Below are 23,162 nucleotides of genomic sequence, written 5' to 3' on the forward strand. Positions count from 1 at the left end.
CTCTATCGCGAGACGGCAACAGAGTGCCTGAGTTAGCCTGTTCATCTCAATGTCCATCGACGCACAGGCGATTCTTTCATGCACATTTTCAAACACCTCAAGCGCGTGGTAACCGACTGGTTCCTCTGCGGCATGGTGCTGGCCGTTCTGCTGGCTTGGCTGTTTCCCCGCTTCGGCGCCACCGGCGGCGCGATGCATGCCGGCCTGGTGACCAATATCGGCGTGTTTGTGGTCTTCTTCCTGCATGGCATGAACCTGTCCAGCGAGCAGATCCGCCACGGTTTGAAGAACTGGCGGCTGCACGTGATGGTGCAGGCCTTCACCTTCGTGGTGTTCCCGCTGCTGTGGCTGGCCTGCGACAAGACCCTGGGTGCGTTCATTCCCGGCACTTTGATGGTGGGTTTCCTGTACCTGGCCGCTTTGCCGTCGACCATTTCTTCGTCGGTGGCCTTGACCGGCAGTGCGGGCGGCAACGTGCCGGCGGCAATTCTCAACGCCAGCCTGTCGAGTGTGCTGGGCATCTTCATCACGCCGTTCCTCTGCGCGTTGGTGGTCGGCGGTGGTTCGGGCGGCATCGACCTGGGGGAAACCCTGCTGGACCTGTGCGCCATGCTGCTGCTGCCGCTGGTGCTGGGCCAATTGTTGCGTCCCCTGTTCGGCAAGTTCTTCGGGAAGCACAAGCGCTATACCAACCTGATCGACAAGGCGGTCATCCTGCTGCTGGTGTATGCCGCCTTCTGCAACTCGATGATGTCGGGGCTGTGGGAACAGCAAGGCGCGTCGGTCCTGGCTATCGCGGTGGGCGGCAGTGCGCTGCTGCTGGCGCTGATCCTGCTGCTGACCACGCGCACGGCCAAATGGCTGGGCTTCAACCACGCCGACAAGGTCGCTGCGGTGTTCTGCGCCAGCAAGAAATCGCTGGCGGCCGGTGCGCCGATGGCCGCGTTGATCTTCGGCAGCAACCCGGGCCTGGGCCTGATCCTGCTGCCGATCATGATCTACCACCCGCTGCAGTTGATCGTCTGTTCAATCATGGCGGAAAACTATGCCAATCAGCTGCGCCTGGAAGCGGCCGTCTCACCCGTGGGAGACCCTGTCATCGCTCGATGATTGCGGTGACGCCCTGCCCGCCGGCGGCGCAGATGGAAATCAGCCCGCGGCCGCCGCCGGCCTTGTCCAGCAGCTTGCTCAGGTTGCCGAGGATGCGGCCACCGGTGGCGGCGAACGGATGCCCTGCCGCCAGGGAGCTGCCCTTGACGTTGAGGCGAGTACGATCGATCGCCCCCAACGGCGCCTCCAGGCCCAGACGTGTGCGGCAGTAGTCCGCCTCCTCCCAGGCCTTGAGCGTGCAGAGCACCTGCGCGGCAAAGGCTTCATGGATTTCGTAGTAGTCGAAATCCTGCAGGCTCAGGCCGTTGCGGGCGAGCAAGCGCGGCACGGCGTAGACCGGCGCCATCAACAGACCTTCCTGGCCGCCGACGAAGTCGACCGCTGCCGCCTCGCCGTCGCGCCAATACGCCAGCACCGGCAGTCCGCGCTCCCGTGCCCAGGCTTCACTGGCCAGCAGCACCACCGACGCGCCGTCCGTCAACGGCGTGGAGTTGCCTGCCGTCAGCGTGCCCTGAGGGCTCTTCTCGAACACCGGCTTGAGCGCCGCCAGTTTCTCCAGGGTCAGGTCGGGACGCAGATTATGGTCGCGAACCAGGCCACCGAATGGCGTGCTGAGATCGTCCTGCCATCCCTCGGCATAGGCCGCCGCGAGGTTGTGATGGCTGCGCAGGGCCAGTTCATCCTGCGCCTGGCGGGGAATGTTCCAGTGTTGCGCCATTAGCTCGCAGTGCTGCCCCATCGACAGCCCGGTTCTCGGCTCGCCGTTGCGCGGCAGTTCGGGTTTCAAATGCCGAGGTCGCAGTTGCAGCAACGCCTTGGCGCGCTCGCCGAGGAATTTGGCGCGGTGGGTCTGCAACAGAATCTGACGCAGCCCTTCATCGACAGCGATCGGGGCGTCGGAAGCACTGTCGACGCCACCGGCGATGCCGCATTCGATCTGGCCCAGGGCGATCTTGTTGGCCACCAGCAGCGCAGCCTCAAGGCCTGTGCCACAGGCCTGCTGCACATCGTAGGCCGGAGTCTGCGCAGACAGCCGCGAGCCCAGCACGCATTCACGGGCCAGATTGAAATCCCGGGAGTGCTTGAGCACGGCGCCTGCCGCGACTTCGCCCAGCCGCAGGCCATGCAGTGCATAGCGCTCGATCAGGCCTTCGAGCGCAGCCGTGAGCATTGCCTGATTGCCGATCCGCGCGTAGGGCCCGTTGGCTCGCGCGAAAGGAATGCGGTTGCTGCCGATGATGGCAACCCGGCGCACCGGATTCGTGTCAAGGTTCATGGCGGACATCCTGGGTTGGAAGAAACGTGCTGCAAAGGGCCCAGGCGAACGACGCGGGCCTTGCCGTGGTCCACACTTTGAACTCTTTGACCCGGAGCCTGTTCCATGTCCGATCGATATATCGACTTCGTCAACTCTGACCTGGGCCGCCGCCTGGTGAGTGCCGTCGGCCTGCCGGCCCCGGCACGCCTGGAGCGCTGGCAAGGCGGACGGCTGCGACCGGTGGAAGGCGCCCTGCTGCTGGGCGGCGGGGCGCTGGCCGACAAGGTTGCCGACTTCGCCCGGCGCCTCACCGATACGGCCTTCGGTGCCGCCGGCCTGCCGGACTGGACTGCAGGGTTGGGTCCTCGCATCAAAGCGGTGGTGTTCGATGCCAGTGGAATCGTCGACAGCACTCAGCTGGCGCGCTTGCGCGAGTTCTTCCAGCCGCTGATCAAGAGCCTGGACCACAATGCGCATATCGTCATCCTGGGGCGCGAGCCTCGCGATCTGGATGACCCCGAAGCCCACATCGCCCAGCGCGCCGTGGAAGGTTTCAGCCGATCGTTGGCCAAGGAACTGCGCAACGGCGGCACCTTGCAGTTGCTCCACGTGGCTCCCGAAGCGGACGAACAACTGGAAGGCGCCCTGCGCTTCTTTCTCTCGCCAAAAAGTGCGTTCGTGTCGGGCCAGGTGCTGTCGTTGCGGGCCAGCACGCGTCAGGTCAGCGACTGGACCCGACCGTTGGCAGGCCGCAAGGCCTTGGTCACAGGCGCTGCGCGCGGCATCGGTGCTTCGATCGCCGAAACCCTGGCCCGCGACGGCGCCGACGTGGTCCTGCTCGACGTGCCCCAGGCGCGTGCCGATCTGGAAGCGCTGGCGGCGCGACTGGGAGGCCGTACGATCGATCTGGACATCTGCGCCAGTGACGCGGCCGAGCGGCTGATCGAGGCGCTGCCGGAAGGGATCGATATCGTCGTGCATAACGCGGGCATCACGCGCGACAAGACCTTGGTCAACATGACGCCCGAGTACTGGGACTCGGTGCTCGCCGTCAATCTGCTTGCGCCGCAACGCCTGACCCAGGCGCTGTTCGATCGCGGCACGTTGCGTGACGACGGTCGAGTGATACTGCTCTCTTCGACTTCGGGCATTGCCGGCAACCGCGGGCAAAGCAACTACGCGGCAAGCAAGGCCGGGCTGATCGGCCTGGCCGAGGCATTCGCGCCCAAGCTGGCCACCCGAGGTGCGACCATCAATGCCGTGGCGCCCGGCTTCATCGAAACCGGCATGACCGCACAGATGCCCTTCGCCCTGCGCGAGGCGGGTCGACGCATGAGCTCGCTGGGCCAGGGCGGGCAGCCGCAGGACGTCGCCGAAGCCGTCGCCTGGCTGGCGCAGCCAGGCAGTGGCGCCGTGAATGGGCAAGTGCTGCGCGTATGCGGCCAAAGCATCCTGGGGGCCTGACATGGCGATCCATTGGCAGACCTTGCCACGCAACGCTGACCTGCCCCGCGCCTATCTGAAAGCTGCGCTCAATCGCAAGATCACCGGCGAGCGCCTGCCCGATCTGGGCCTGCGCTGCAATCTATCGGCCGACCCAAGGCATCTGGCGGCCTATCGCGAGCTGTGCGGGTTCGGCGAAGGCGGCATGCTCCCCGCCACTTACCCGCATGTCCTGGCGTTCGCCCTGCAGATGCGCCTGCTGACCGACAAGCGTTTTCCGTTTCCAGTGCTGGGGCTGGTGCATTTGCACAATCGCATCCAGGTGTTGCGCCCACTGGGCGGCGTTGCCGGCGTGCGGGTCAGCGTACACGCGCAGAATCTGCAGGCCCACGAGAAAGGCGTGACATTCGATCTGGTGACCCAGGTCGATGACCCCCTGGGCCCGCTCTGGCAGGAACACAGCACGATGCTGTGTCGCCAGGCAAAGATCGACGGTTTGCCAAACCCTGTGCAGACGGATGCTCAGGAGCCCCAATCCGCATTGGTCGCGGTGCATCGCTGGTACGCCGCCGCCGACACCGGGCGGCGCTATGCGCGGGTCTCGGGGGATTACAACCCGATTCACCTCAGTGCGCTGAGCGCACGCCTGTTCGGCTTTCCCACCGCCATCGCCCATGGCATGTGGAGCCTGGCGCAGAGCGTGGCCGCGCTGCGTGAGCGCTTGCCGCAGAGCAACTACCAACTGGAGGTGGCGTTTCACAAGCCGGTACGCCTGCCCAGCGAGCTTATTCTCAGTGCCAGCGCGGCGGGCCCGAGTGGAGAGCTGGCGTTGCACGGTCGCGACGATCTGTTGCACATGAGCGGAACCTGGGGCCCGGCGACCCTGTAGCTATTGCGTTCGGCAAAGTTCGGCTTGAAGCTATGCGCCTTCAGGAGCTTTGCAATGAACCTAGACGCACTTACCCAACGCCTGCACCAGATTCGCGAAAACAACGATTGGCGGCGTTTTCACAGCCCGAAAAACCTGGCCATGGCGGCCAGCGTCGAGATGTCCGAACTGCTGGAGATCTTCCAGTGGCTGACCGAAGACCAGTCGCGACACCTGTCGGCCGAGCAACTTGAACACGCAGGCCAGGAAGTCGGCGATGTGGTGCTGTACCTGTTGCTGTTGTGCAGCGAACTGGGTCTGGACATGGATCAGGTGGTGCGCGCCAAGCTGGCCGACAGCGAGCGGCGGTTCGCGCGATGAACGATCGCCATTTCGATCAACTGGCGACCCGTTTCGCCGAAAAGATCTATGGCGGTGCCAAGGGTGCGATCCGACTCGCCGTACTTCAGGCCGACCTGCGCGAGGCCTTGCCGCAGCGTCCTCTGCGGGTGCTGGATGTCGGCGGCGGGCTGGGCCACATGGCGTTGTGGCTGGCCGAGCAAGGTCACCAGGTCACCCTGAGCGAACCGGCCGAACCGATGCTCGATGGCGCCCGCGAGCGCTTCGCTGCGGCAGGCCAGGACGCCACCTTCATCCAGGCGTCCTGGCAGCAGTTGTCCGAACTGGGCCTGCCTGCCTTCGACCTGGTGATCTGCCATGCGGTGCTGGAGTGGCTGGCCGAGCCGCACGCCATTCTGCCAGTGCTGCATTCTCTGACAGCCGCTAATGGCTGGCTGTCGCTGGCGTTCTACAACCGCGATGCGCTGGTCTACCGCAACCTGCTCAAAGGCCATTTCCGCAAGCTGCACAGCAATGAGATGGCCGGCGAGAAGCAGAGCCTGACGCCCCAGCAGCCGCTGGACCCGCGCGAACTGGCTGCGCAACTTGGAGGCGCGTGGCATGTCGAATCCATGAGTGGTGTGCGCGTGTTTCACGACTACATGCCCATCGACTTCCAGAAGCGCGGTGACCTGGAACAACTGGTGGAAATGGAGCTTGCCCATCGGCGGCATCCGGCGTTTGCCGGCCTGGGCCGTTACCTGCACTGGATCTGCCGCCCCGCTTGATCGGTATTTCGGAGACTGCCATGCGTCGCCTGTCACTTTGCGCTGTTTGCCTGGCCCTGGCGGCCTGCCAGAGCCCCAATCCCTATGTGGCCAGTTCCAGACCGTTGCCGCCGGCACCGGCGCAGGCCGCGCAGACCTTCGACGCCAGCGCCTATCCCGCGCCTGCGCGCGACTATGCCCAGTACCGCAACTGGGCCTGGGTCAATGGGCAGTTGCCGGCCGGGACCAGCTGGGCAGATTCGGCGCAGATCGCCGAGGCTGTGAGCAATGCGCTCGACCAGCGCGGCCTGCGCCCGCAACGCAGTGGCGGCACTGCCGATCTGCGGGTCGGCACCAGCCTGCGCATGGAGACGCGCCTGCAACAGACCCGTGACGACGTTGGCTACGGCGCCGGGTATGGGCGTGGTTACGGGCCGTACGATCGCTATGATCGCTTCGGCGGTTACGGCAGTTATCCGGTGGTACGCACCTACCAGATCCAGGTCATGGTGGTGCGCATCGACCTGTTCGACGGCAAGAGCGGCCAGCCTGTCTGGAGCGCGAGTGCTGAAACCAGCAGCCAGGGTAGCCTGAGCGATCGTAACGAGGCGTTACGCAACGCGGTAGAAAAGGCGCTCACGGCTTATCCTCCTTCCTGATCCACAGGAGATTTCATCATGTTGCGTCGTCTTGCCGTTCTACCCCTGGCCTTGTTGCTGGCCGCATGCCAAACCCCTCGGGTCAATCACGATTTCGATGCCAGCCGCGACTTTGCGGCCTACCGCAGCTGGACCTGGAAAGAGCCGGCCGTGCAATACCGGCCGGACGATCCGCGGGTGCGCAGCGACCTGACCGAGCAGCGCATTCGCCAAGCCGTCAGCAGTCAGCTCGACCAGCGAGGTCTGCGGCCTGTCGCCGCCGGTGGCCGTGCCGACGTGACCGTGCAGGCGTACCTGATCGTCGATAACCGTCAGCAGCAGGTCACTACCAACTATGGGGGTGGCTGGGGCGGTGGCTACTGGGGGCCGTACTGGGCCACGCCAGCCATGAATGAAACCCGCAGCATCGATTACAAGGTCGCGACCTTGCAGTTGGACATGCTCGATGGACGCGATGGCAAGCTGGTGTGGCGCGGCAGCACCGAGCAACTGGTCAACGACAGTGCGGTGTCGCCGAGTGAACGCAACAGTGTCATTCAGAAAGCGGTGAGCGACATCCTCTCCACCTACCCACCCCGCTGAGCGGCTCAGCCTGCCAGAGAAAAAAAGTCCTGCAGTCACCCCTTCGTCGTGCGCGAGGCGTCTAATCTGAAAGCAGAAGGCCTGTTTCAGAAGTGATCCACTGTCGTACTCAAGCGGGTGCTGCCATGCCAAGTCTCGTTCTTCTCCTCTGGTTTACCCTGTGCGCCGAGCAGGATATTCGGCACAGGCGCATCGCCGATACGTTGACCGTCGGTGCGGGGGTGCTGGCGCTGGCGTGCCTGTTTTCCACCGGGCACACCTGGATCGGATCGAGCATGGTGGAAGCGGCAGCGGCGCTGGTGTTGAGCATGGCATTGACGTTGCCCGGCTACCTCAACGGTCGGCTGAGCTGTGGTGAGGTCAAGCTGCTCTGGGCCCTGGCCCTGGCTTCGGACAGCAGCCATCTGGTCGGAACCCTCATCGGCGGCATCGTGGCCCTGGTGCTGTGGGTGTTCGTCACGCCGCTGATCTGGGAGCGCCTGAGCATTCGCTACCGGCGCAAGGCGGTCTATCTGGACCCCAATGCAGCGACCGTGCTGCCCCTTACCCCCTTCTTGCTCGCCGGTTTCGTGATGACGCTGTTCTGGCTGAGCTGATTGCTTTTTCAAAGGCCCTGATCCGATATGGTTAGTTCGACACGGTCAGTTCGACCTTGGCCGTTTGCCCTGCTTCATCCAGCACACTGACCTGATACCGACCCGGCCGCTCGAACACGGCGTTCAGGCTGCCGTCTTCGGCGACATTCCCTTGGGGCTTGCCATTGATGAACCACCAATACGGCCCCTGCCCGCCGAGCGTGGAGAGCTGCAGCCGCAAGGGACCGCTGCTGGGCGTTGGCTGGCGCAGGCGGTCGCTGTTGCGGGCACCGACGATGGACAGCGATGCCATGGACGGCAAAGGAGGTGCCGGGCATTGCGGGTCTTCCTGGGGCAAACGCATTTCCCGGCGCTCGGCTTTGGGCAACCAGGGTTCGAGAGCTGCAGGCCACAATGCGATGGATCGCGCCTGGGCATCCGGGCAAGAAGCGCTGGTTCGCAGCCCCTGCGGCGAGAGCCAGATCTGTTGCAGCAAACCAGTGCCAAGGGGCTGATCCAATGCCTGGAGGGTAGGCGGGACGGTGTTGTTCAGGGTCCAGGCAAAGCGTTGGCGGCGGCAGTTGGGGTCGCCTCGATCCAGGGGTTGCCCCTGAGGCCAGCAGATCGCGGCGACGCCGACGCTGGCGGGCATGGGCTGGACCGGCGCGGCAATGGCCCGCTGTGCATCGCGATTGCTCAGCACATCGTGGACCTGCAGCATCAATGGCGCGGCCGAGGCCAGACCGAACTGACCGGGTACCGGGGTGCCATCGGGCCGACCGATCCACACGCCGATCAGATAGCGCGGCCCGACGCCGATCGACCAGGCATCGCGAAAGCCGTAGCTGGTGCCGGTCTTCCAGGCCAGCGCGGGACGCTGGACCAGATCGGCGTGCCGGTCCTGATCCGGTCGGGCCTGACCGCTGAGGATACGCCGCACGATCCAGGCGGCACCTGCCGACATCATGGGCCGCTCGCGCAATGCATCCTGTGGCTGCCAGCGCAGGACGGCACTGTTGCCGCTACGCGCGAAGGCACTGTAGGCGGCGACCAGATCGTCGAGCCGACTGCCCACGCCGCCCAGGACCATGGCCAGATTGGGCTCGGCGGCCAGCGGCCAGCTCAGGTTCAGGCCACCGTTGCGCAACTGCGCGGCAAAGCGTTTGGGACCCAACGCTTCGAGCAATTGCACGGCGGGCAGGTTGAGCGAGAGGGACAACGCCGAGCTGGCCGCGACCGGACCGCTGAACCCCGCAGAGAAATTGCCGGGGCGGTAGTCCCCGTACCTTCGCGGAACATCCTGCAACAGCGATTCGGAGTGAATCAGTCCGGCATCCAGGGCCATGCCATAGAGAAACGGCTTGAGCGTGGAACCTGGCGAGCGGATGGCGCTGACCATGTCGACATGGCCAAAGCGCCGGGTATCGGCGAGGTCCACCGAGCCCAGGTAGGCACGCACGGCCATGGTCTGGGCATCCACTACCAGAATCGCCGCCGACGTACGCTCCGGCAGGCGCGCACGCCAGCCCAGCAGCAGGTCTTCGAGACGCCGCTGCAGGCTGGCGTCGATCAGGGTGTGGATGAGCGGCGGGCTGTCGCTGCGGTTCAGGCGCCGGGCCAGCAACGGGGCCAATGCCGGCTCCTGCCGAGGGGCCAGCAACAAGGGCTCCTGTTGTGCTTCGCGCACTTGAGCGACGGGCCACACGCCTTGGTCGGCCATGCGTTGCAGCACTTTATCGCGAGCGGCCTGCGCCAGCTGCGGATGCCGGTCAGGACGCAGGCGGCTCGGCGCCTGGGGCAGCACCGCCAGCAAGGCGGCTTCGCTGCGGGTGAGCTGCGCGGGCGGCTTGCCCAGATACGCCCAACTGGCTGCCGCCACGCCTTGCAGGGTGCCACCGAACGGTGCGCGATCCAGGTACAGCGTCAGGATCTGCCTCTTGCTCAGGTGCCACTCCAATTGTGCGGTTCGCCATAATTGGTGCAGCTTGCCGGAGAAGGTCCGCGAATGCGGATCGAGCAGCCGCGCCACCTGCATCGATAACGTACTGCCGCCCGAAAGCACTCGCCCACCGCTGAGGTTGAGCCAGGCCGCGCGAACCAGCGCCAGCGGATTGATACCTGGATGTTCGTAGAACCAGCGGTCTTCGTAGGTCAGCAAGGCTTCCAGATAATAGGGCGACACCTGCTCCACGCTGGTCGGATAGCGCCACACGCCCTCGGCATCGGCGAAGCGCCACAGCGGTGTACCGTCCTCGGCCAGCACCACGCGGGCCAGGTCATCCTGTGGGAACGGCAGCGGCCAGAGCCGATCGGCCAGCCACAGGAGCATTACCGGCACACCAAGCGCCAACAGCGCACGGCGAATGAATCTACGTCGAGGCCACTCTGGAAAAACGAGAATGCTGCGGATCAAGTGCGCCAACCTTGCTGGCGCTGTCGGGAACTTGGTTCGCTGGCGCATGGCCAAAGGGGGCACAATGGCGTGAATGCCACTAACCGAATCAGGACGCAGCTATGCATGTAGAAGGCTTTTTCGAGTGGTTGGGACAGGCCCTGGGCGCCATCATCCGTTGGGTGGTCGACAGCCTGAGCTGGCTGTTCAGCCTGCTCGGCAACGCAGGGGGCAACTTCGTCGACGGCCTGTCGCGGACCTTGGGCATGGACACCAACATCGTCACCATCGCAGCCCTGATCGTCGGCCTGCTGTTTCTGTATTCCGCTGTCCGAGCGTTCATGCGTGCGTCGATCATCATGGGTGTGATCTGGGCCGTGCTGGGCCTTTGGTTGCTGAGCTGGATCATTCAGTAAACCCTCTGGCGAATGGCAAAGGCAGCCAGCGGCTGCCCTTGCACATGGTTACTTGGGCCGAACCGTAAGATCCGCTGGCGTAGCGCCGACCGCATGCCAGCCTGGCCGGTACATCGACTCCACCTGCGGCGGCGGGACCTTGTAGGTACCGGGGGTCACTGCACGAGCCAGGTACAGCAGGTGCGTGCTGCCATAACCATCGAGTTTGAGTGCCGCCACGTAGCGGTCATCGCGAAACTCCTGATGCTGCAGGCTGGCGTTCTGCATCGATTCGCGCCACTGCCTGACGTTGCTGCTGGCGTCGTCCAGGCTGGCGGCACTTTGCGCCAGATTCTGATTCTCGATTTCCAGGCCGGCAGGCAGCAGATCCACCACCAATGCATCCGCTACACGCTGCTTGGCGCCCACGACCAGATGCACCAGCACCAGATCGCCGCTCTTGAGGGCGTCGAGCTTGAGCGGCTCGCCGTCCAGGCTCAGGTATTGGCGACGGATCGACAGATTGTCTGCAGAGGGCGCCGGTGGCTGTGCCGGATAGCCCGACAAGGTCAACTGCTGATACAGCGGCTGTTGCGTCTGGCTGGTGACGGTGAGCGCCTCGGACAGCGCGCCGTCGGCCAGCTTCAGCGCCGGCTGGGCGTCAGTCAGCGCGTGGCGGGTGCCGGCACTTTGCAGCTGGGCGGCCCAGGGTTGCTGAGGCGAAGCCAGTGCCGTGCGACCGGCCAGATACAGGGCGTTGCGCTCTTGGGTGGAGAGCCAGCTGCTGCTGGCGAGCAGATCAGAAAGAGTGAACAGACGCTCTTCGAGCGTCGCTTTACTCAGGTCATTCTCCTGCAGCAAGGCGAGTACCAGGGCCTGGTCGCGCAGCGGGCTACCGTAGTCGCCGAGCCAGTCAGCATCGCTGCGACTGGCCGCCAGACCGGCCTGCAGCGCCTGGTCGGCGCGCGGCTGGTCGCCCATCTTCTGCAGGGCGATCGCCAACTGCACCAGGGGCAAACCAGAGCGTGCATCGCTGCGCCGGTCGAACAGGCTGCGCAGCGCGCCCAAAGGCGCCTGTTGGCTGCGCGCGAGCACCAGACCGGCATACGCCTGAACCGCGAAGCGGGTGTGTTCCAGGTTGTCGCTGTAGTCGGCCTCGATCAGGTCGCGCTCCTGAAGGTAGCGCAGCAGTCGCTCATTGGCCTTCTTCAACGGCTCGGGGGGTACGGCATAGCCTTGATCGCGGGCGCGCAGCAGGAAGTCGGTCACATAGGCCGTCAGCCAGTACTCCTCCTCGCCATCCGCGCCCCACAGCCCGAAGCTGCCGTTGTAGCGCTGCATGCCCAGCAGCCGTTCGATGCCGATGTCCATCTTGCGTTTGCGCTCGGCATCCGTATCGCTCTCCACACCCAGCTTCTTCAGGCTGGCGGCATCGGAGTACAGCGACGGATACAGGCCACTGACGGTCTGCTCCAGGCAGCCGTAGGGATACGCCCTGAGCGCCTTGATCTGCTCGCCGATGTTCAGCGGCGGCCGACTCGACAGAGTCAGCAGCGCCTCTCGTCCTGCGGGTTCGAAGGGTGACAGGGCACCGGCCGGCAGCGTCCAGGGTTGATCCTTGAGCACGCTGCGCAGATGCCTGACCAGGGCGGGATAGGCAGGACGCACGCCCAGGGTCCAGTCCCGAGTGATGGGAGGCAAGGTTTCACCGGGCAGGTCGAGGCCTTCGATCAGCACTTTGATGTGCCCCTGGCCCAACCCGCCCGAGGCTTGCACCGGCACGTACAGCGTCTGCCGCTCGCCCTTGGCCAACTGCAGCTGCTTGCGGGGGGCGTCCAGCAGGGTCAACGGGCCTTCGGTGTTCAACTGCACGGTCAGGGTCTGTGATCGTTCGGTCAGGTTGGTGATGTCGAGTGCAACGCGCGCCTGGTCGCCGCCAGCAAGGAAGCGCGGTGCAGACAGTTCTGCGACCAGGGGCGCGGCGACAACGGTCTTGGCTTCGGCCATGCCGAAGCGATCTTCGGTCCAGGCTTGCGCCATCACCCGCAGCTCGCCGTTGAAGTCGGGGATATCGAGGGTCAGTTGCCCTTCGCCCTGCTCGTTCAACGTCACCGGTGCACTTTGCAGGGCTACGATGTTGACGCTGGTCTGTGGACGCTTGCCGCCCTTGGCCAGGTTGGCGGCATCGCCACCGAAGGCCAGACTGGCGAGCCGCCCCTGCCCCGCCTCGATCAGTTGGCCATAGACGTCCAACTGGTCGGCACCGTAGCCCTTGCGACCGAACAAGGCGGCAAAAGGATCCGGCGTGGCGTACTGGGTGATATTGAGGATACCCACGTCCACCGCGGCCAGCAGCACGTGAGCCTGACGCGGGATACTGCCGTCGCTGTTGCGTGCCTGCACCTTGACCGTGAGCGGCTGCTGGGGACGCATGGTCGAGGGCGCGTCGAGGGTCAGCGCCAACTTGCGCGCAGCACGATCGAGCGGCAGGTGCAGCAGGCCGACCGCACGCTTGGGGGTGATGTTGGCCTTGCGTTCGCCAGGGCGAATCACCAGCGCGCTGATGTAGAGATCATGCCGGGCCCATTTCGGATCGACCTTGATGTCGAAGGTCTTGCCCTCGGCGGGCACGTCGATTTCCTGCCAGAACAAGGGGCCCTCTGCAGATTCCACCAACAGATAGCCGTTGCCGGCGGCCGGTGGTGTCACCGTCACCCTGGCGGTGTCGCCATCGCCGTAGTGAGGCTTGTCCAGCGCCAGCTTGACCTGATCCGGGCGTACCGCGCCGCCCTCGGTATTGTCCTGCCAGCTGTAGCCAGCCCAGAAACGCAGGCTGCTGACCAGGCCGGTTTGGGGGTCTTCGACCTCGACGCGATAGGGCCCCCATTCCACGGGGAAACTGACCTTGGTCGTACCGCCTTCGGCGACCGAGACAGTCTCCTCGCTGAGGTTCAGGTATTTCTCGTTGTAGTTGTAGCTCCAGCCGTCGCTCTCGGAGTAATTCCAGTAATAGTCGCGGCGCTCGCGCACCAGCCGTACCTTGAGCCCATCGGCCGCGAGCTTGTGGCCTTGGGCATCGGCGACCAGCAACTCGAACTCGGCCGGCCCGTCACCGTCGACGTTCTCGCCGTCGAACATGCCGCGCACGCCGGGCAGCCGTTCAGCGGGCCAGACCGGCTGCACCAGTCTGCGCGTGATGGGACGACCACCGGACTCCTGCAGGCTGGCTTGCAGCATCAGTTGCAGGGGCGACTTGGCGTCACTCCAGCGGCTGTCGATGGCGAGGTTGGCCTTGCCCTGCGCATCGAGGGGGGTTTCATCAAGCTCCAGATCCTGACTGAGTTCGCCTTCGGTCAAAGAGCCGAACTGGAAACCCGGCAGCGCAGGCACCGCCTCGCGCAGCGGACGCACGTACAACTGGCCGCTGAGCCGATTGCCCGAGGCCGGAGCGCCGTACAGATAGCGGCCGGTTACGTCGACATCCAGCGTATCGGCAGGTGCGATAGGCGTGTCCTGGCTCTTGAGGTCCAGCGCCAGGCGCTCGGGGAGGAAGTCTTCCACCTGGAATTCATAGGCCTGAGGCTTGCCGTCGCCCAGGTCGAACAGCAGTTGCCAGCGCCCGGTTGGGGCTTCGCCCGCCAGTGGCAGCTGATAGCGATAGAAGCCCGCATCGTCCGGTTGCCAGACGAATTTGCGGCTGAGCTGGTCGTCCGGGCGGCGGACCTCGACGCTCACCGGTTGCGGCTTGACCAGGTGGCCGTCGTTGTCGCGCAGCAAGGCGTTGAGCAATACGGTTTCGCCAGGGCGGTACAGGTCGCGCGGACCGAAAACGAAAAACTGCAACGGATGTGCCTTGGGACCGGCGATGTCGAACTCGGCCAGATCCAGGGCAGCAGTATTCAGCCGCAGCAGGCTGGTCTGCTCGCCGCGATGGGCCAGCAGCACCTCGGCTTTGACCGGAGAAGCCATTTCGGTATGGCCTGCAGCGTCGGTCTTGCTCTCGCCGATGACACGGCCCTGAGCGTCCAGCAACTGCAGGCTGACGTCGGCCAGCGCCTGACCGCCTTCCAGGGCTTGGGTGAAGACGTCCAGGCGGTCGGCGTAGCGATGCACGGAGAGACCGATGTCACTCAGCGTGAACAGCGTCGCCGGCTGGGCATAGTCGTAGGTGCCCGAGGCACGCATCACCGCCAGGTAGACGCCTGGTTGCTGCAGCGGCTTGATACCGCCGATGGGCAGCAGCAGGGTCTCGCGGGTATTGGCCGCCGGATCGAGATTGAAGCGACCGCCGTAGACCAGTTCGGCCATGGGCAACAGCTCGCGGGATTCATAGCTTTGCAGGCTGCTGTAGCGGCCCCAGCGACTGAGAAAGGCCGGCAGTTGCTCGGGCCGTATGCGGAAGAATTCGACATCGACCTTGTCGACGTTCAGCGCAATCACCGGCAAGCCTTCGGCCAGTCGGGCGGGCAACAGCGAGCCGCGGCTGGCGAAGCCCACCGTGGGCTGCAAGTCCCGGGTTTCCAGGCGACTGCTGTACGCACTGGCCAAGGTGCCCTGGTTCACCGAGAGCAGGCCGGCATCGACCGTCAGCGCCAGTTTGCGCTTGGGCTCCAGATGGCGGAAGCGCAGCTCCATCAGGTTGTCGGACAGTTCCCAGGCGCCGTCCAGTGTGCCTCGGGTGCTGTCGACCAGGTGAACCTTGTCGGCGAAGTTCTGCTTGGGATCCAGCGGTGCGGTGAAGGTCACCGAGAGGGTGCTGGCGCCATCAAGCTGAATTTCCGAGGCATCGGCGACGGTCAGCTCACGGCCTTCGTAGCGCTTCGCCAGGGCAGGCAGATCGACGCTGGCCGCAGGTTTGGGCGCAGCCATTGCTGCGACAGGTGGCGCGGGTTCGACGGGTTTTTCCGAGGTCGATGAATCGCACCCGCCGAGCAGGGCCAGTGCGCAGGCCAGAAACAGTCCTTTGTTCAATGTGAGGTACCTGGGGCAGTGAAAAGCAAGGCTGAGAATATATATCAATATTGACGTTTTCGTAGGCAGGGTTACCGGTTGAGACAACTGTGCCGTGGTGTTGCAGGTGTGGGCTACAATCCCCGCCCCGAACGCGGAGCTTGCATGTCTACCCTACTGACCGACTGGCGCCATCGCCTCACCCACAAGAACGTCTGGGCCCTGGCTGCACCGATGATTCTGTCCAACCTGTCGGTCCCGCTGGTGACGCTGGTGGACAGCGCCGTGATCGGCCATCTGCCACACGCTCACCAGTTGGGCGCAGTGGCCGTGGGCGGCAGCCTGTTTACGTTCATGGTGTCACTGATGAGCTTCGTGCGCATGGGCACCACCGGTTTCGCCGCACAGGCGGCCGGGCGCCGCGACGGTAACGCGCTGCGCCAGATCCTCGTGCAGGGCCTGAGCTTGGGGCTGCTGTTTTCCCTGCTGCTGCCGATGCTGGCCCTGCCCTTCAGCCACCTCGCCCTGAGCTTCATGTCGCCGTCCGCGGCACTGGAGCAAGCCACCCATGACTTTTTCCAGACGCGCCTGTTGGGGCTGCCCGCGGCCCTGGCCAGCTACGCCCTGATCGGCTGGTTCCTTGGTACCCAGAACGCCCGCGCGCCGTTGCAACTGCTGTTGACCACCAACGTGGTCAACATCGCCCTGAACCTGTGGTTCGTGCTCGGCCTGGACTGGGGCGTCCTGGGCTCGGCGCGCGCGTCAGTGATTGCCGAATGGGTTGGCGCCCTGCTCGGTCTGGCCCTGACCCGTCCCTCCCTGCGCGCCTATCCGGGGCATATGGTGTGGACAGCACTGCAGTCGTGGCGCAACTGGCAGCCGCTGTTGGGCGTCAACCGCGATATCTTTCTGCGCAGCCTGGCGCTGTCCGGGGTATTTCTGCTGATCACCATTCAGGGCGCACGCTTGGGCGACGCCACCGTGGCCGCCAATGCGCTGCTGCTCAACGGCCTGCTCATCACTGCCTATGCGCTGGACGGCCTGGCCCATGCGGTCGAAGCGTTGTGCGGGCACGCCATCGGTGCGCGTGATCGGCAAACGCTGCGCCGTTCGCTGGTGGTGTCCCTTGGCTGGTCGCTGATCGCCAGCAGCGGGTTTGCCGTGCTGTTTCTGCTCGGTGGCCATGTGTTCGTCAATTTGCAGACCGATATTCCCACTGTCCGTGAGGCGGCCTATCCGTTCCTGCCCTACCTGGCCGTGCTGCCGCTGATTGCGGTGGGGAGCTATCTGTTGGACGGCCTGTTCATTGGTGCAACGCGGGCGCGGGAGATGCGCAATGCGATGCTGGTCAGTGTGGTGGTGATGTTGCCGATCGGCTGGTGGAGCACCGGGTTCGGGAATCATGGCCTGTGGATCAGTTTCCTGCTGTTCATGATGCTGCGGGCGGTGACGCTGGGGTGGATTGCATGGCGGTTGCAGCGCAGGGATGAGTGGGTGTCGTAATGGATGGGTGTAAACGAGGTTTCACACTTCGCTCACAGCGTCTATACCTCGAACAGCACCCATACATCCCTACGGCAAGAATTTCAATACGATAAACTGACAATCAATCAGCTAAACCTTATTAGCTAACGCGGGCACTTTCTTGTGACAGGAAGAGTCAACATCCAACCTGTATAGAACACAGCAAAACTTCGCGAGATCATTACTAGAAGTAACAAGGTCTTCTTTGCACTATCACGACTCCGCCTCCAGCCAAATGTAACCATTAGTTAAAATCACGCTAACAAGCGATACATATCCATATCCCGTCTATAGACTACGCCGCCTTCCACTTCACTATCGATTGGAAATCCGTAAATAAGGAATAGGGATGTCTACACTTCGCAGTTTGTTTGCCGCCACGCTCATTGTATTGACCACTGGCTGCGCGAGCGGACTCAACTCCGCCCAGCAATCCGAACTTGCCATACTCCGCGCCAAAAACCTCGCCGTGGAAGTCAAACAACCCGTCCTCGGTGCCGGCCTTGGCCTATTGCCTGGCGGCGGGTCGTTTTATGGCCGCGCCTATGGTTGGGGCGTCGTCAACCTGCTTCTGTGGCCAGCGTCCATTCTATGGGACCCGGTCAGCGGCTACGACGCTGCCGAAACTTTGAACTATCATGCCAGCAAGGAGCATGTTGCCAGCTTGAGGAAACGCGACATGAACGAGCTTGATTCCAAACTCACCATCAATGAAATCGATTTGAAAACCTACACACTGGAAAAGCGCAAGATCGAAGATAAATACCAGTGAGCCTTTGACCTCATAGAAAAGGCCTGCAATTAAGCGGGCTTTTTCCTACAAGGATCTTGATACTTGCAGAGTGCCTGGATACTGCTCCCAAAGCTATTGCAACTGTACACTTTCACCCCCACCCCGAAACGCGTCGAACACCTGCTTCGATGACCTCTGCACGCAGTGCGTTCAGCACCTACTTAAATAAAATCCAAGAATAGTGTCTGCGGTGACTGGCAAGATTGATCTATTCGCGCAAACGGACTTCCGCTGCTTCAGGCTTGGCCTCGACGAACCGCACAACGTCATCCAGCACGGGTGCCAACCAGCGCAGGGGCCAGGCGAATGAGGCAACCAAGGTGCGGTGGTCCAGTCGGCGGTAATAGCGTTCCTGCACCAGGACGCCAGCGGCGCGCAGTCGGTGCGCCAGGCCTTCGCTGTTGCGTACCGGGTCCACGGTCGAGTCATGGGTCGCGGCGATGAGCAACGCCGGAGGCGAGCCTGCCAGAGGCTGGTTGATGGGTTGCGATTGGGGCGGTGAATCGGGGAAGAAGAATACCGGCCTGGCTTCGGGATTCTCGATCGGCAGGAAATCATAGGGGCCGGCTAGGCCAATCCAGCCGCGCAGCGCATTGGAGGGGACCCCGGCTTTACGCAGCCACTGCGGATCGAGGGCAAGCATGGCCGCGTTATAGCCGCCGGAGCTGTGGCCCATCACGAACAGACGGCGAACGTCGCCACCGTACCGATCGATGTTTCGATAGGTCCAGGCAACGGCATCGGCGCCGTCCTCGATAAAGCTGGGATAGCGCACCTGCGGGTAGAGACGGTAGTCGGCGACCACCACCAGAATGCCGCGAGCAGCCAGCGCCTGGGCGACGAAACGATAGTCGCCTCGCTCGCCGCTGCTCCAGGTCCCCCCATAGAAAAAAACCACCACCGGCGTAGCCGGCAGTGGTCGGGTGGGACGATAGACGTCCAGCTTCTGACGCGGATCGAGGCCGTAGGCTACCCCTTGGGTAAGCTGGTAGCCACTGGACGGCGTCACGACATCCAGGCTGCGCAACCCGGAGCAGCCGCCCAGCAGCCCCAGCAGGGCAGCGAGGGCGAGCAACCGGGCAGCCAGGCCCATGCGTTACGAGGACAGGTACGAAGAACGGGTCAGGCCCAGGCGCAGGGCGTCCAGGTACTGAGTGCGTTCGCGCGCAGTGATCTTGGCACTGGCGACCTTGTCGCGGTAATGGGTCATCAGCTCTTCGGGGGACAGATGCACATAGCGCAGCATGTCTTCGATGGTGTCATGGGTTTCGATACCGGCGCTGTACACGCTGCCATCCTGACGCTGATAGATGTTCACCGAATCGGTGTCACCGAACAGGTTGTGCATGTCGCCAAGGATTTCCTGGTATGCGCCGACCAGGAAGATGCCCAGCAGGTAATCCTCACCCTGGTTGACGGCGTGTACCGGCAGGCTGGTCTCGATGCTTTGCTCATCCACGTACTGCTTGATCTTGCCGTCGGAGTCGCAGGTCAGGTCCTGCAGCACGGCGCGACGCAGCGGTTCTTCGTCGAGACGATGCAGCGGCAGGATCGGCAGCACCTGGCCGATGGCCCAGGTATCGGGCAGGCTCTGGAACACCGAGAAGTTGCAGATGTACTTATCGGCGAGCTTGTCGTTGAGCTCGTCCAGTACCTGGCGATGGGAACGCTGGCGGGCCTTGAGCGAGTTGTGGAGGCGACGGCACACGGCGAAGTAGCACTGTTCGGCCAGCGCCTTCTGCGCCAGGGTCACCTTGCCGTCGGCGTACTGCGCAGCGATGTCGCTGATGTAGTGCGTGGCGCGCCAGTAGTTCTCGGTGACCATCTCGATATCGGTCGGGCCGAGCAGGTCGACCAGCCACTGCAGGGTTTCGGGCAGGCTCTGCTTGTCGACGATCTCGGGGACTTCGTCGTTGTGACGTTCGACGTCGGTGACCTGCACTACCAGCATGGCATGGTGCGCGGTCAGTGAGCGGCCGCTTTCCGAGAAGATGTGCGGATGCGGCATGCCTTGGGCATCGCAGAACTCCTTGAGCATGCCCACCACGACACCGGCGTAGTCGTCCATGTCGTAGTTGATCGAGCTGGCGTTGCGCGAATGGGTACCGTCGTAGTCGACTCCCAGACCGCCGCCCACGTCGATGTGATCGACCGGCAGGCCGAGCGCGCGCAGCTCGCCGTAGTAGCGGATCGCTTCCTTGAAGCCATGCTGGTAGTCCGCCAGGTTGGCGATCTGCGAACCCATGTGGAAATGCAGCAGGCGAATGCCTTGATCGACCCCGGCCTCGCGGAAGCGCTCGACCACCGAGAGCAGTTGCGCAGCGGACAGACCGAACTTGGACTTTTCACCGCCGGTATCGGCCCACTTGCTCGAAGCCAGGGACGACAGACGCACGCGCAGGCCGATCTGTGGCTTGACCTTGAGGTCGGCCGCTTCCTCGATGACCAGCGCCACTTCGGACTCTTTTTCGATGACGATGAAGACGTTGTGGCCCAGCTTCTGGCCGATCAGGGCCAGACGAATGAACTCGCGGTCCTTGTAGCCGTTGCAGACGATGGTTCCGCCTTTCGGCGCCAGAGCCAGCACGGCCAGCAGCTCGGGCTTGGAACCGGCTTCCAGGCCGATCGAGACGTCCTGGGTGGCGATGATGTTTTCCACCACCGCTTCCTGCTGGTTGACCTTGATCGGATACAGCGCGGTGTAGCGATTCTGGTATTCCAGGCGGGCGATGTTGGCATCGAAGGCCCCAGTCAGCTGGCGCACGCGGTCTTGCAGGATGTCGGGGAAGCGCACCAGCAGCGGCAGCGACAGGCCGCTCTTGCGCAGGTGGTCGACCTGTTCGTAAAGATCGATCGGCGAGCTGTCCGGGCCGTTGGGACGAACCTCGACACGGCCGGCCTCGTTGATGGCGAAATAGCCCGCGCCCCAGTGGCGGATGCCATAAACGCTGCGGCTGTCGGCCACGGTCCATTGGCTGCCATCGTCTTTGCGTGTGCGTCGTACGGACATCGAGGTCCCCTATGAAAAAAGTCGGTTGTCACGGGCCGTCAGGCCCTGCGCAGTGTAGAGGGTAAAGATGACGGTTGCTGCGCCTGCAGGGGTAGACCCCGGCGAGTACCTCAAGTTTACAAGGCGTGTGGCTCAGCCACCGGATTTGCGGGCCTTGAAGCCCTGCTTGACCAGCTCGGCAAGCAGCAGCTCGACGTGATCGCCCTGAATCTCGATGACACCCTCTTTGAGCGCGCCACCCGTGCCGCAGCGGCGCTTGAGGGTGGTCGCCAATTCCTTGAGGGCATCGGCTGGCAGCGGCACGCCGGTGATGGTGGTCACGGTCTTGCCGCCACGCCCTTTGCTTTCCCGCCGCACGCGAGCGATGCCGTCGCCTTCGGGCACGGCCGCTTGCTTGCAGGTACAGGCGTCGATGGGCTGACGGCAGTCGGGACAATGCCGACCGCTGTCGGTAGAGAACACCAGGCCGCCCAGGGCGGCGAAGGATGCGGCTTTCTTGGCCACCGGCATGCCTCATGTGAAGTGGATCAGGCCGCGCAGTTTAGCGGGAAACGGGGTGTGTGCTAAGGGCCTGAAGGAAGCAATTGCCGAGGTTGTGCGGATTTCATGGAAGAGTGCGGGGTGTCAGGGAGTGCGCGGTGTTTTTTCGCGGCCGGTGACCGCTCCTACGTGGAACAGGCGCGCTCGGGGCTCGGTGCGGTACGGCTGCTATCAGGCGTTGTCGCGGCAAGCCAGGTAACGCAGCAACGCCGCCACCGAGTCGGGGCAATACGGTTCCGTGGCGCTCTCGTCGAGGGCCTGCTGCACAGGCATGAAGCGCGCCTCGAGGACCTCTTCGGGTTGCAGCTCCAGCGGTCCATCCCAGACGGCCGAGAACACCGCGCACCACACGCGGTTGCCCGGCTGGTCGAAGAAAAACTGCTCGTGAGCGGTCAACTCGACACCGCTCACGCCCAGTTCCTCTTCGAGCTCGCGTGCGGCCGATTCGGCATAGGTTTCATCGCCCTGCACCATGCCACCGGCAGCCACGTCCCAGTAGCCTGGATAGATCGCCTTGCTCAGCGTACGCCGGTGAACACAGAGTTCGCCTTCGCTGTTGAACAAGAGGATATAGGTCCCGCGCCCGATCAGCCCACGGTCACGCAACTCCGCTCTGGGCAGGGTTCCCAACAGGCGGTCGGACTCATCGACCCAGGCAATCGACTCGGCATCGGACGCTGCGCGATGTTCGACCTCCTGGGTCGAGATCGGCATGTTCTCAGCCCTGCGACAGCAGCTGGCGCAGGTCGATCACTGCAGCGTTGGCCCGCGAGATGTAGTTGGCCATGACCAGCGAGTGGTTGGCCCACATGCCGAAACCGCTGCCGTTGAGAATCATCGGGCTCCAGACCGGTGCCTGGGAAGCTTCCAGCTCGCGGATGATCTGGCGTACGCTCACGGTTGCGTTCTTCTTGGCCAGCACGTCGGCGAAATCGACTTCGATGGCGCGCAGCAGGTGCGACAGCGCCCAGGCCTGACCGCGGGCTTCGTAGAAGACGTTATCGATCTGCATCCACGGGGTTTCGACGATTTCCTCGTCCACCTGCGGTGCCTGACCAGCGATCACGCTTTCGGTCTTGAGGGTCGTGTTCAGTTTGACGCGACCAACGCTGGCCGACAGTCGTTGCGACAGCGAACCCAGACGGGTACCGACATCGCCCAGCCAGTTGTTCAGGTTGTCGGCGCGGGTGTAGAACAGCGCGTTGGTCTGGCTTGGATCGGACAGACGATTCTGGTAGCGCGTCAGCAGGTTGATGCCTTCCTGAAACTCCGATTCGCTGGAGGGCAGCACCCAGCTCTTGTTGTCGAAGTTGAAACGTGGCTCGGCACGCGCCAGATCACCGTCTTCGGCCGACTGCGACTGCGAACGGGCGAAGTCCTTGCGCAGGGCGCGGCTCAGGTCACGCACCTGTACCAGCACGCCGTATTCCCAGCTGGGCATGTTGTCCATCCACAGGCCGGGTGGAAAACGGTCGTTGGAAATGTAGCCACCGGGCTTGTTCAGCAATGTGGAGGCCACGGTCTTGAGGGTTTCCACCGTGGTATAGCCCACTACTATCTGACGTCCGTCACGCTGCGCTGCGGCCTGTGCGTTCTGCTGCACCGGGAACAGTTCGGGCTCTTCACTCCAGTACCAACCCAGCAACAGGGTCACGACTAGATAGACAGCCAATGCGCCCAGTAGCGCTTTGCTCAGCAACAGGCTCTTCACAGAGCTGCGTGTTCTGCCACTGGTGTCGGCACGCTCGCGCGCATCGCCTGTGCCCGCACGATTCTTCCAGTCCAGCATGGCTTATGTCCTTTCTATCGCGGAATTCATGGGTTCTGACCTCGTCACCCGCCTAACGTGCCTCCTACGGGCAAAGTTTTCCAGGTGAGATAGCGCAACGGCACTATAAAGGATGCACAAGCAGGCTGCAGCCGCGGCAAAGGCATCCGGATGTGTCAGGCCAGGTCC

Annotated in this window: 19 protein-coding genes; 11 read left to right on the forward strand and 8 right to left on the reverse strand. The window is 63.7% G+C overall.

From position 1 onward, the window contains the following. The first annotated feature begins 78 nt into the window (after window positions 1-78). The gene (locus tag QMX89_RS14625; protein ID WP_282348740.1) at window positions 79-1,110 is read left to right on the forward strand and encodes a bile acid:sodium symporter family protein; all 1,032 of its coding nucleotides are present in this window, start codon (window positions 79-81) and stop codon (window positions 1,108-1,110) included. Here the strand turns inward: QMX89_RS14625 and QMX89_RS14630 are convergent. Then, a complete protein-coding gene (locus tag QMX89_RS14630) occupies window positions 1,097-2,386 on the reverse strand; it encodes an acetyl-CoA C-acetyltransferase (protein ID WP_282348741.1) in 1,290 nt (429 codons plus the stop codon). The genes QMX89_RS14625 and QMX89_RS14630 overlap by 14 nt on opposite strands. A gap of 105 nt (window positions 2,387-2,491) precedes the next feature. On the opposite strand from QMX89_RS14630, the gene QMX89_RS14635 reads away from it, so the two are divergent. From QMX89_RS14635 to QMX89_RS14665, 7 genes are all read left to right on the forward strand, one after another. Beyond that, window positions 2,492-3,832, forward strand: a complete 1,341-nt coding sequence (locus QMX89_RS14635) for a 3-oxoacyl-ACP reductase (protein ID WP_282348742.1) — start codon at window positions 2,492-2,494, stop codon at window positions 3,830-3,832. Window position 3,833: 1 nt separating this feature from the next. Then, the gene (locus QMX89_RS14640) at window positions 3,834-4,700 is read left to right on the forward strand and encodes a MaoC family dehydratase (RefSeq protein WP_282348743.1); all 867 of its coding nucleotides are present in this window, start codon (window positions 3,834-3,836) and stop codon (window positions 4,698-4,700) included. A gap of 54 nt (window positions 4,701-4,754) precedes the next feature. Continuing rightward, window positions 4,755-5,060, forward strand: a complete 306-nt coding sequence (locus tag QMX89_RS14645; protein ID WP_049861957.1) for a MazG-like family protein — start codon at window positions 4,755-4,757, stop codon at window positions 5,058-5,060. Next, window positions 5,057-5,806, forward strand: coding sequence for a methyltransferase (locus QMX89_RS14650; protein ID WP_282348744.1), 750 nt, complete (start codon window positions 5,057-5,059; stop codon window positions 5,804-5,806). Before QMX89_RS14645 ends, QMX89_RS14650 begins: the two co-directional genes overlap by 4 nt. Window positions 5,807-5,826: 20 nt before the next feature. Beyond that, entirely contained in the window at window positions 5,827-6,444 is a 618-nt protein-coding gene (locus tag QMX89_RS14655) for a DUF4136 domain-containing protein (protein ID WP_282348745.1), read from the forward strand. A gap of 18 nt (window positions 6,445-6,462) precedes the next feature. Further along, complete coding sequence (locus tag QMX89_RS14660; RefSeq protein WP_192069156.1) at window positions 6,463-7,026, forward strand: DUF4136 domain-containing protein; 564 nt, start codon at window positions 6,463-6,465, stop codon at window positions 7,024-7,026. A 125-nt stretch (window positions 7,027-7,151) separates the two neighbouring features. Further along, window positions 7,152-7,622 carry a prepilin peptidase gene (locus QMX89_RS14665; protein ID WP_282348747.1) on the forward strand — a complete coding sequence of 157 codons (471 nt, stop codon included), beginning with the start codon at window positions 7,152-7,154 and terminating at the stop codon, window positions 7,620-7,622. Window positions 7,623-7,653: 31 nt separating this feature from the next. Here QMX89_RS14665 and pbpC read toward each other — a convergent pair whose 3' ends face one another. Then, window positions 7,654-9,966 (reverse strand): peptidoglycan glycosyltransferase PbpC, encoded by a 2,313-nt coding sequence (pbpC, locus tag QMX89_RS14670; protein ID WP_282348771.1) that lies wholly within the window; start codon window positions 9,964-9,966, stop codon window positions 7,654-7,656. Between the two features lie 149 nt (window positions 9,967-10,115). On the opposite strand from pbpC, the gene QMX89_RS14675 reads away from it, so the two are divergent. Further along, on the forward strand, window positions 10,116-10,409 hold the full coding sequence (locus QMX89_RS14675; protein WP_043190966.1) for a hypothetical protein: 294 nt from the start codon (window positions 10,116-10,118) through the stop codon (window positions 10,407-10,409). Between the two features lie 48 nt (window positions 10,410-10,457). Here the strand turns inward: QMX89_RS14675 and QMX89_RS14680 are convergent, their stop codons facing one another. Continuing rightward, the gene (locus QMX89_RS14680; protein ID WP_282348749.1) at window positions 10,458-15,359 is read right to left on the reverse strand and encodes an alpha-2-macroglobulin; all 4,902 of its coding nucleotides are present in this window, start codon (window positions 15,357-15,359) and stop codon (window positions 10,458-10,460) included. Window positions 15,360-15,503: 144 nt separating this feature from the next. On the opposite strand from QMX89_RS14680, the gene QMX89_RS14685 reads away from it, so the two are divergent. Then, complete coding sequence (locus QMX89_RS14685; protein WP_282348751.1) at window positions 15,504-16,841, forward strand: MATE family efflux transporter; 1,338 nt, start codon at window positions 15,504-15,506, stop codon at window positions 16,839-16,841. A 370-nt stretch (window positions 16,842-17,211) separates the two neighbouring features. Next, window positions 17,212-17,634 (forward strand): hypothetical protein, encoded by a 423-nt coding sequence (locus QMX89_RS14690; RefSeq protein ID WP_282348752.1) that lies wholly within the window; start codon window positions 17,212-17,214, stop codon window positions 17,632-17,634. A gap of 229 nt (window positions 17,635-17,863) precedes the next feature. Here QMX89_RS14690 and QMX89_RS14695 read toward each other — a convergent pair whose 3' ends face one another. The 5 genes from QMX89_RS14695 to QMX89_RS14715 form a co-directional block, all read right to left on the reverse strand. Continuing rightward, the gene (locus QMX89_RS14695; RefSeq protein WP_282348753.1) at window positions 17,864-18,748 is read right to left on the reverse strand and encodes an alpha/beta hydrolase; all 885 of its coding nucleotides are present in this window, start codon (window positions 18,746-18,748) and stop codon (window positions 17,864-17,866) included. A gap of 3 nt (window positions 18,749-18,751) precedes the next feature. Next, on the reverse strand, window positions 18,752-20,665 hold the full coding sequence (gene speA / locus QMX89_RS14700) for an arginine decarboxylase (protein WP_049861967.1): 1,914 nt from the start codon (window positions 20,663-20,665) through the stop codon (window positions 18,752-18,754). A 132-nt stretch (window positions 20,666-20,797) separates the two neighbouring features. Beyond that, complete coding sequence (locus QMX89_RS14705) at window positions 20,798-21,169, reverse strand: translation initiation factor Sui1 (protein ID WP_049862097.1); 372 nt, start codon at window positions 21,167-21,169, stop codon at window positions 20,798-20,800. 207 nt (window positions 21,170-21,376) lie between these two features. Next, window positions 21,377-21,919: an NUDIX hydrolase gene (locus QMX89_RS14710; protein WP_049861968.1), complete on the reverse strand. Its 543-nt coding sequence runs from the start codon at window positions 21,917-21,919 to the stop codon at window positions 21,377-21,379. 4 nt (window positions 21,920-21,923) lie between these two features. Next, complete coding sequence (locus QMX89_RS14715) at window positions 21,924-22,994, reverse strand: DUF2333 family protein (RefSeq protein WP_282348755.1); 1,071 nt, start codon at window positions 22,992-22,994, stop codon at window positions 21,924-21,926. Between the last annotated feature and the right edge of the window lie 168 nt (window positions 22,995-23,162).

Source organism: Pseudomonas sp. PS01301 (genome assembly GCF_029960215.1).
In the GTDB taxonomy this organism is placed as follows: Bacteria; Pseudomonadota; Gammaproteobacteria; order Pseudomonadales; family Pseudomonadaceae; genus Aquipseudomonas; species Aquipseudomonas coleopterorum.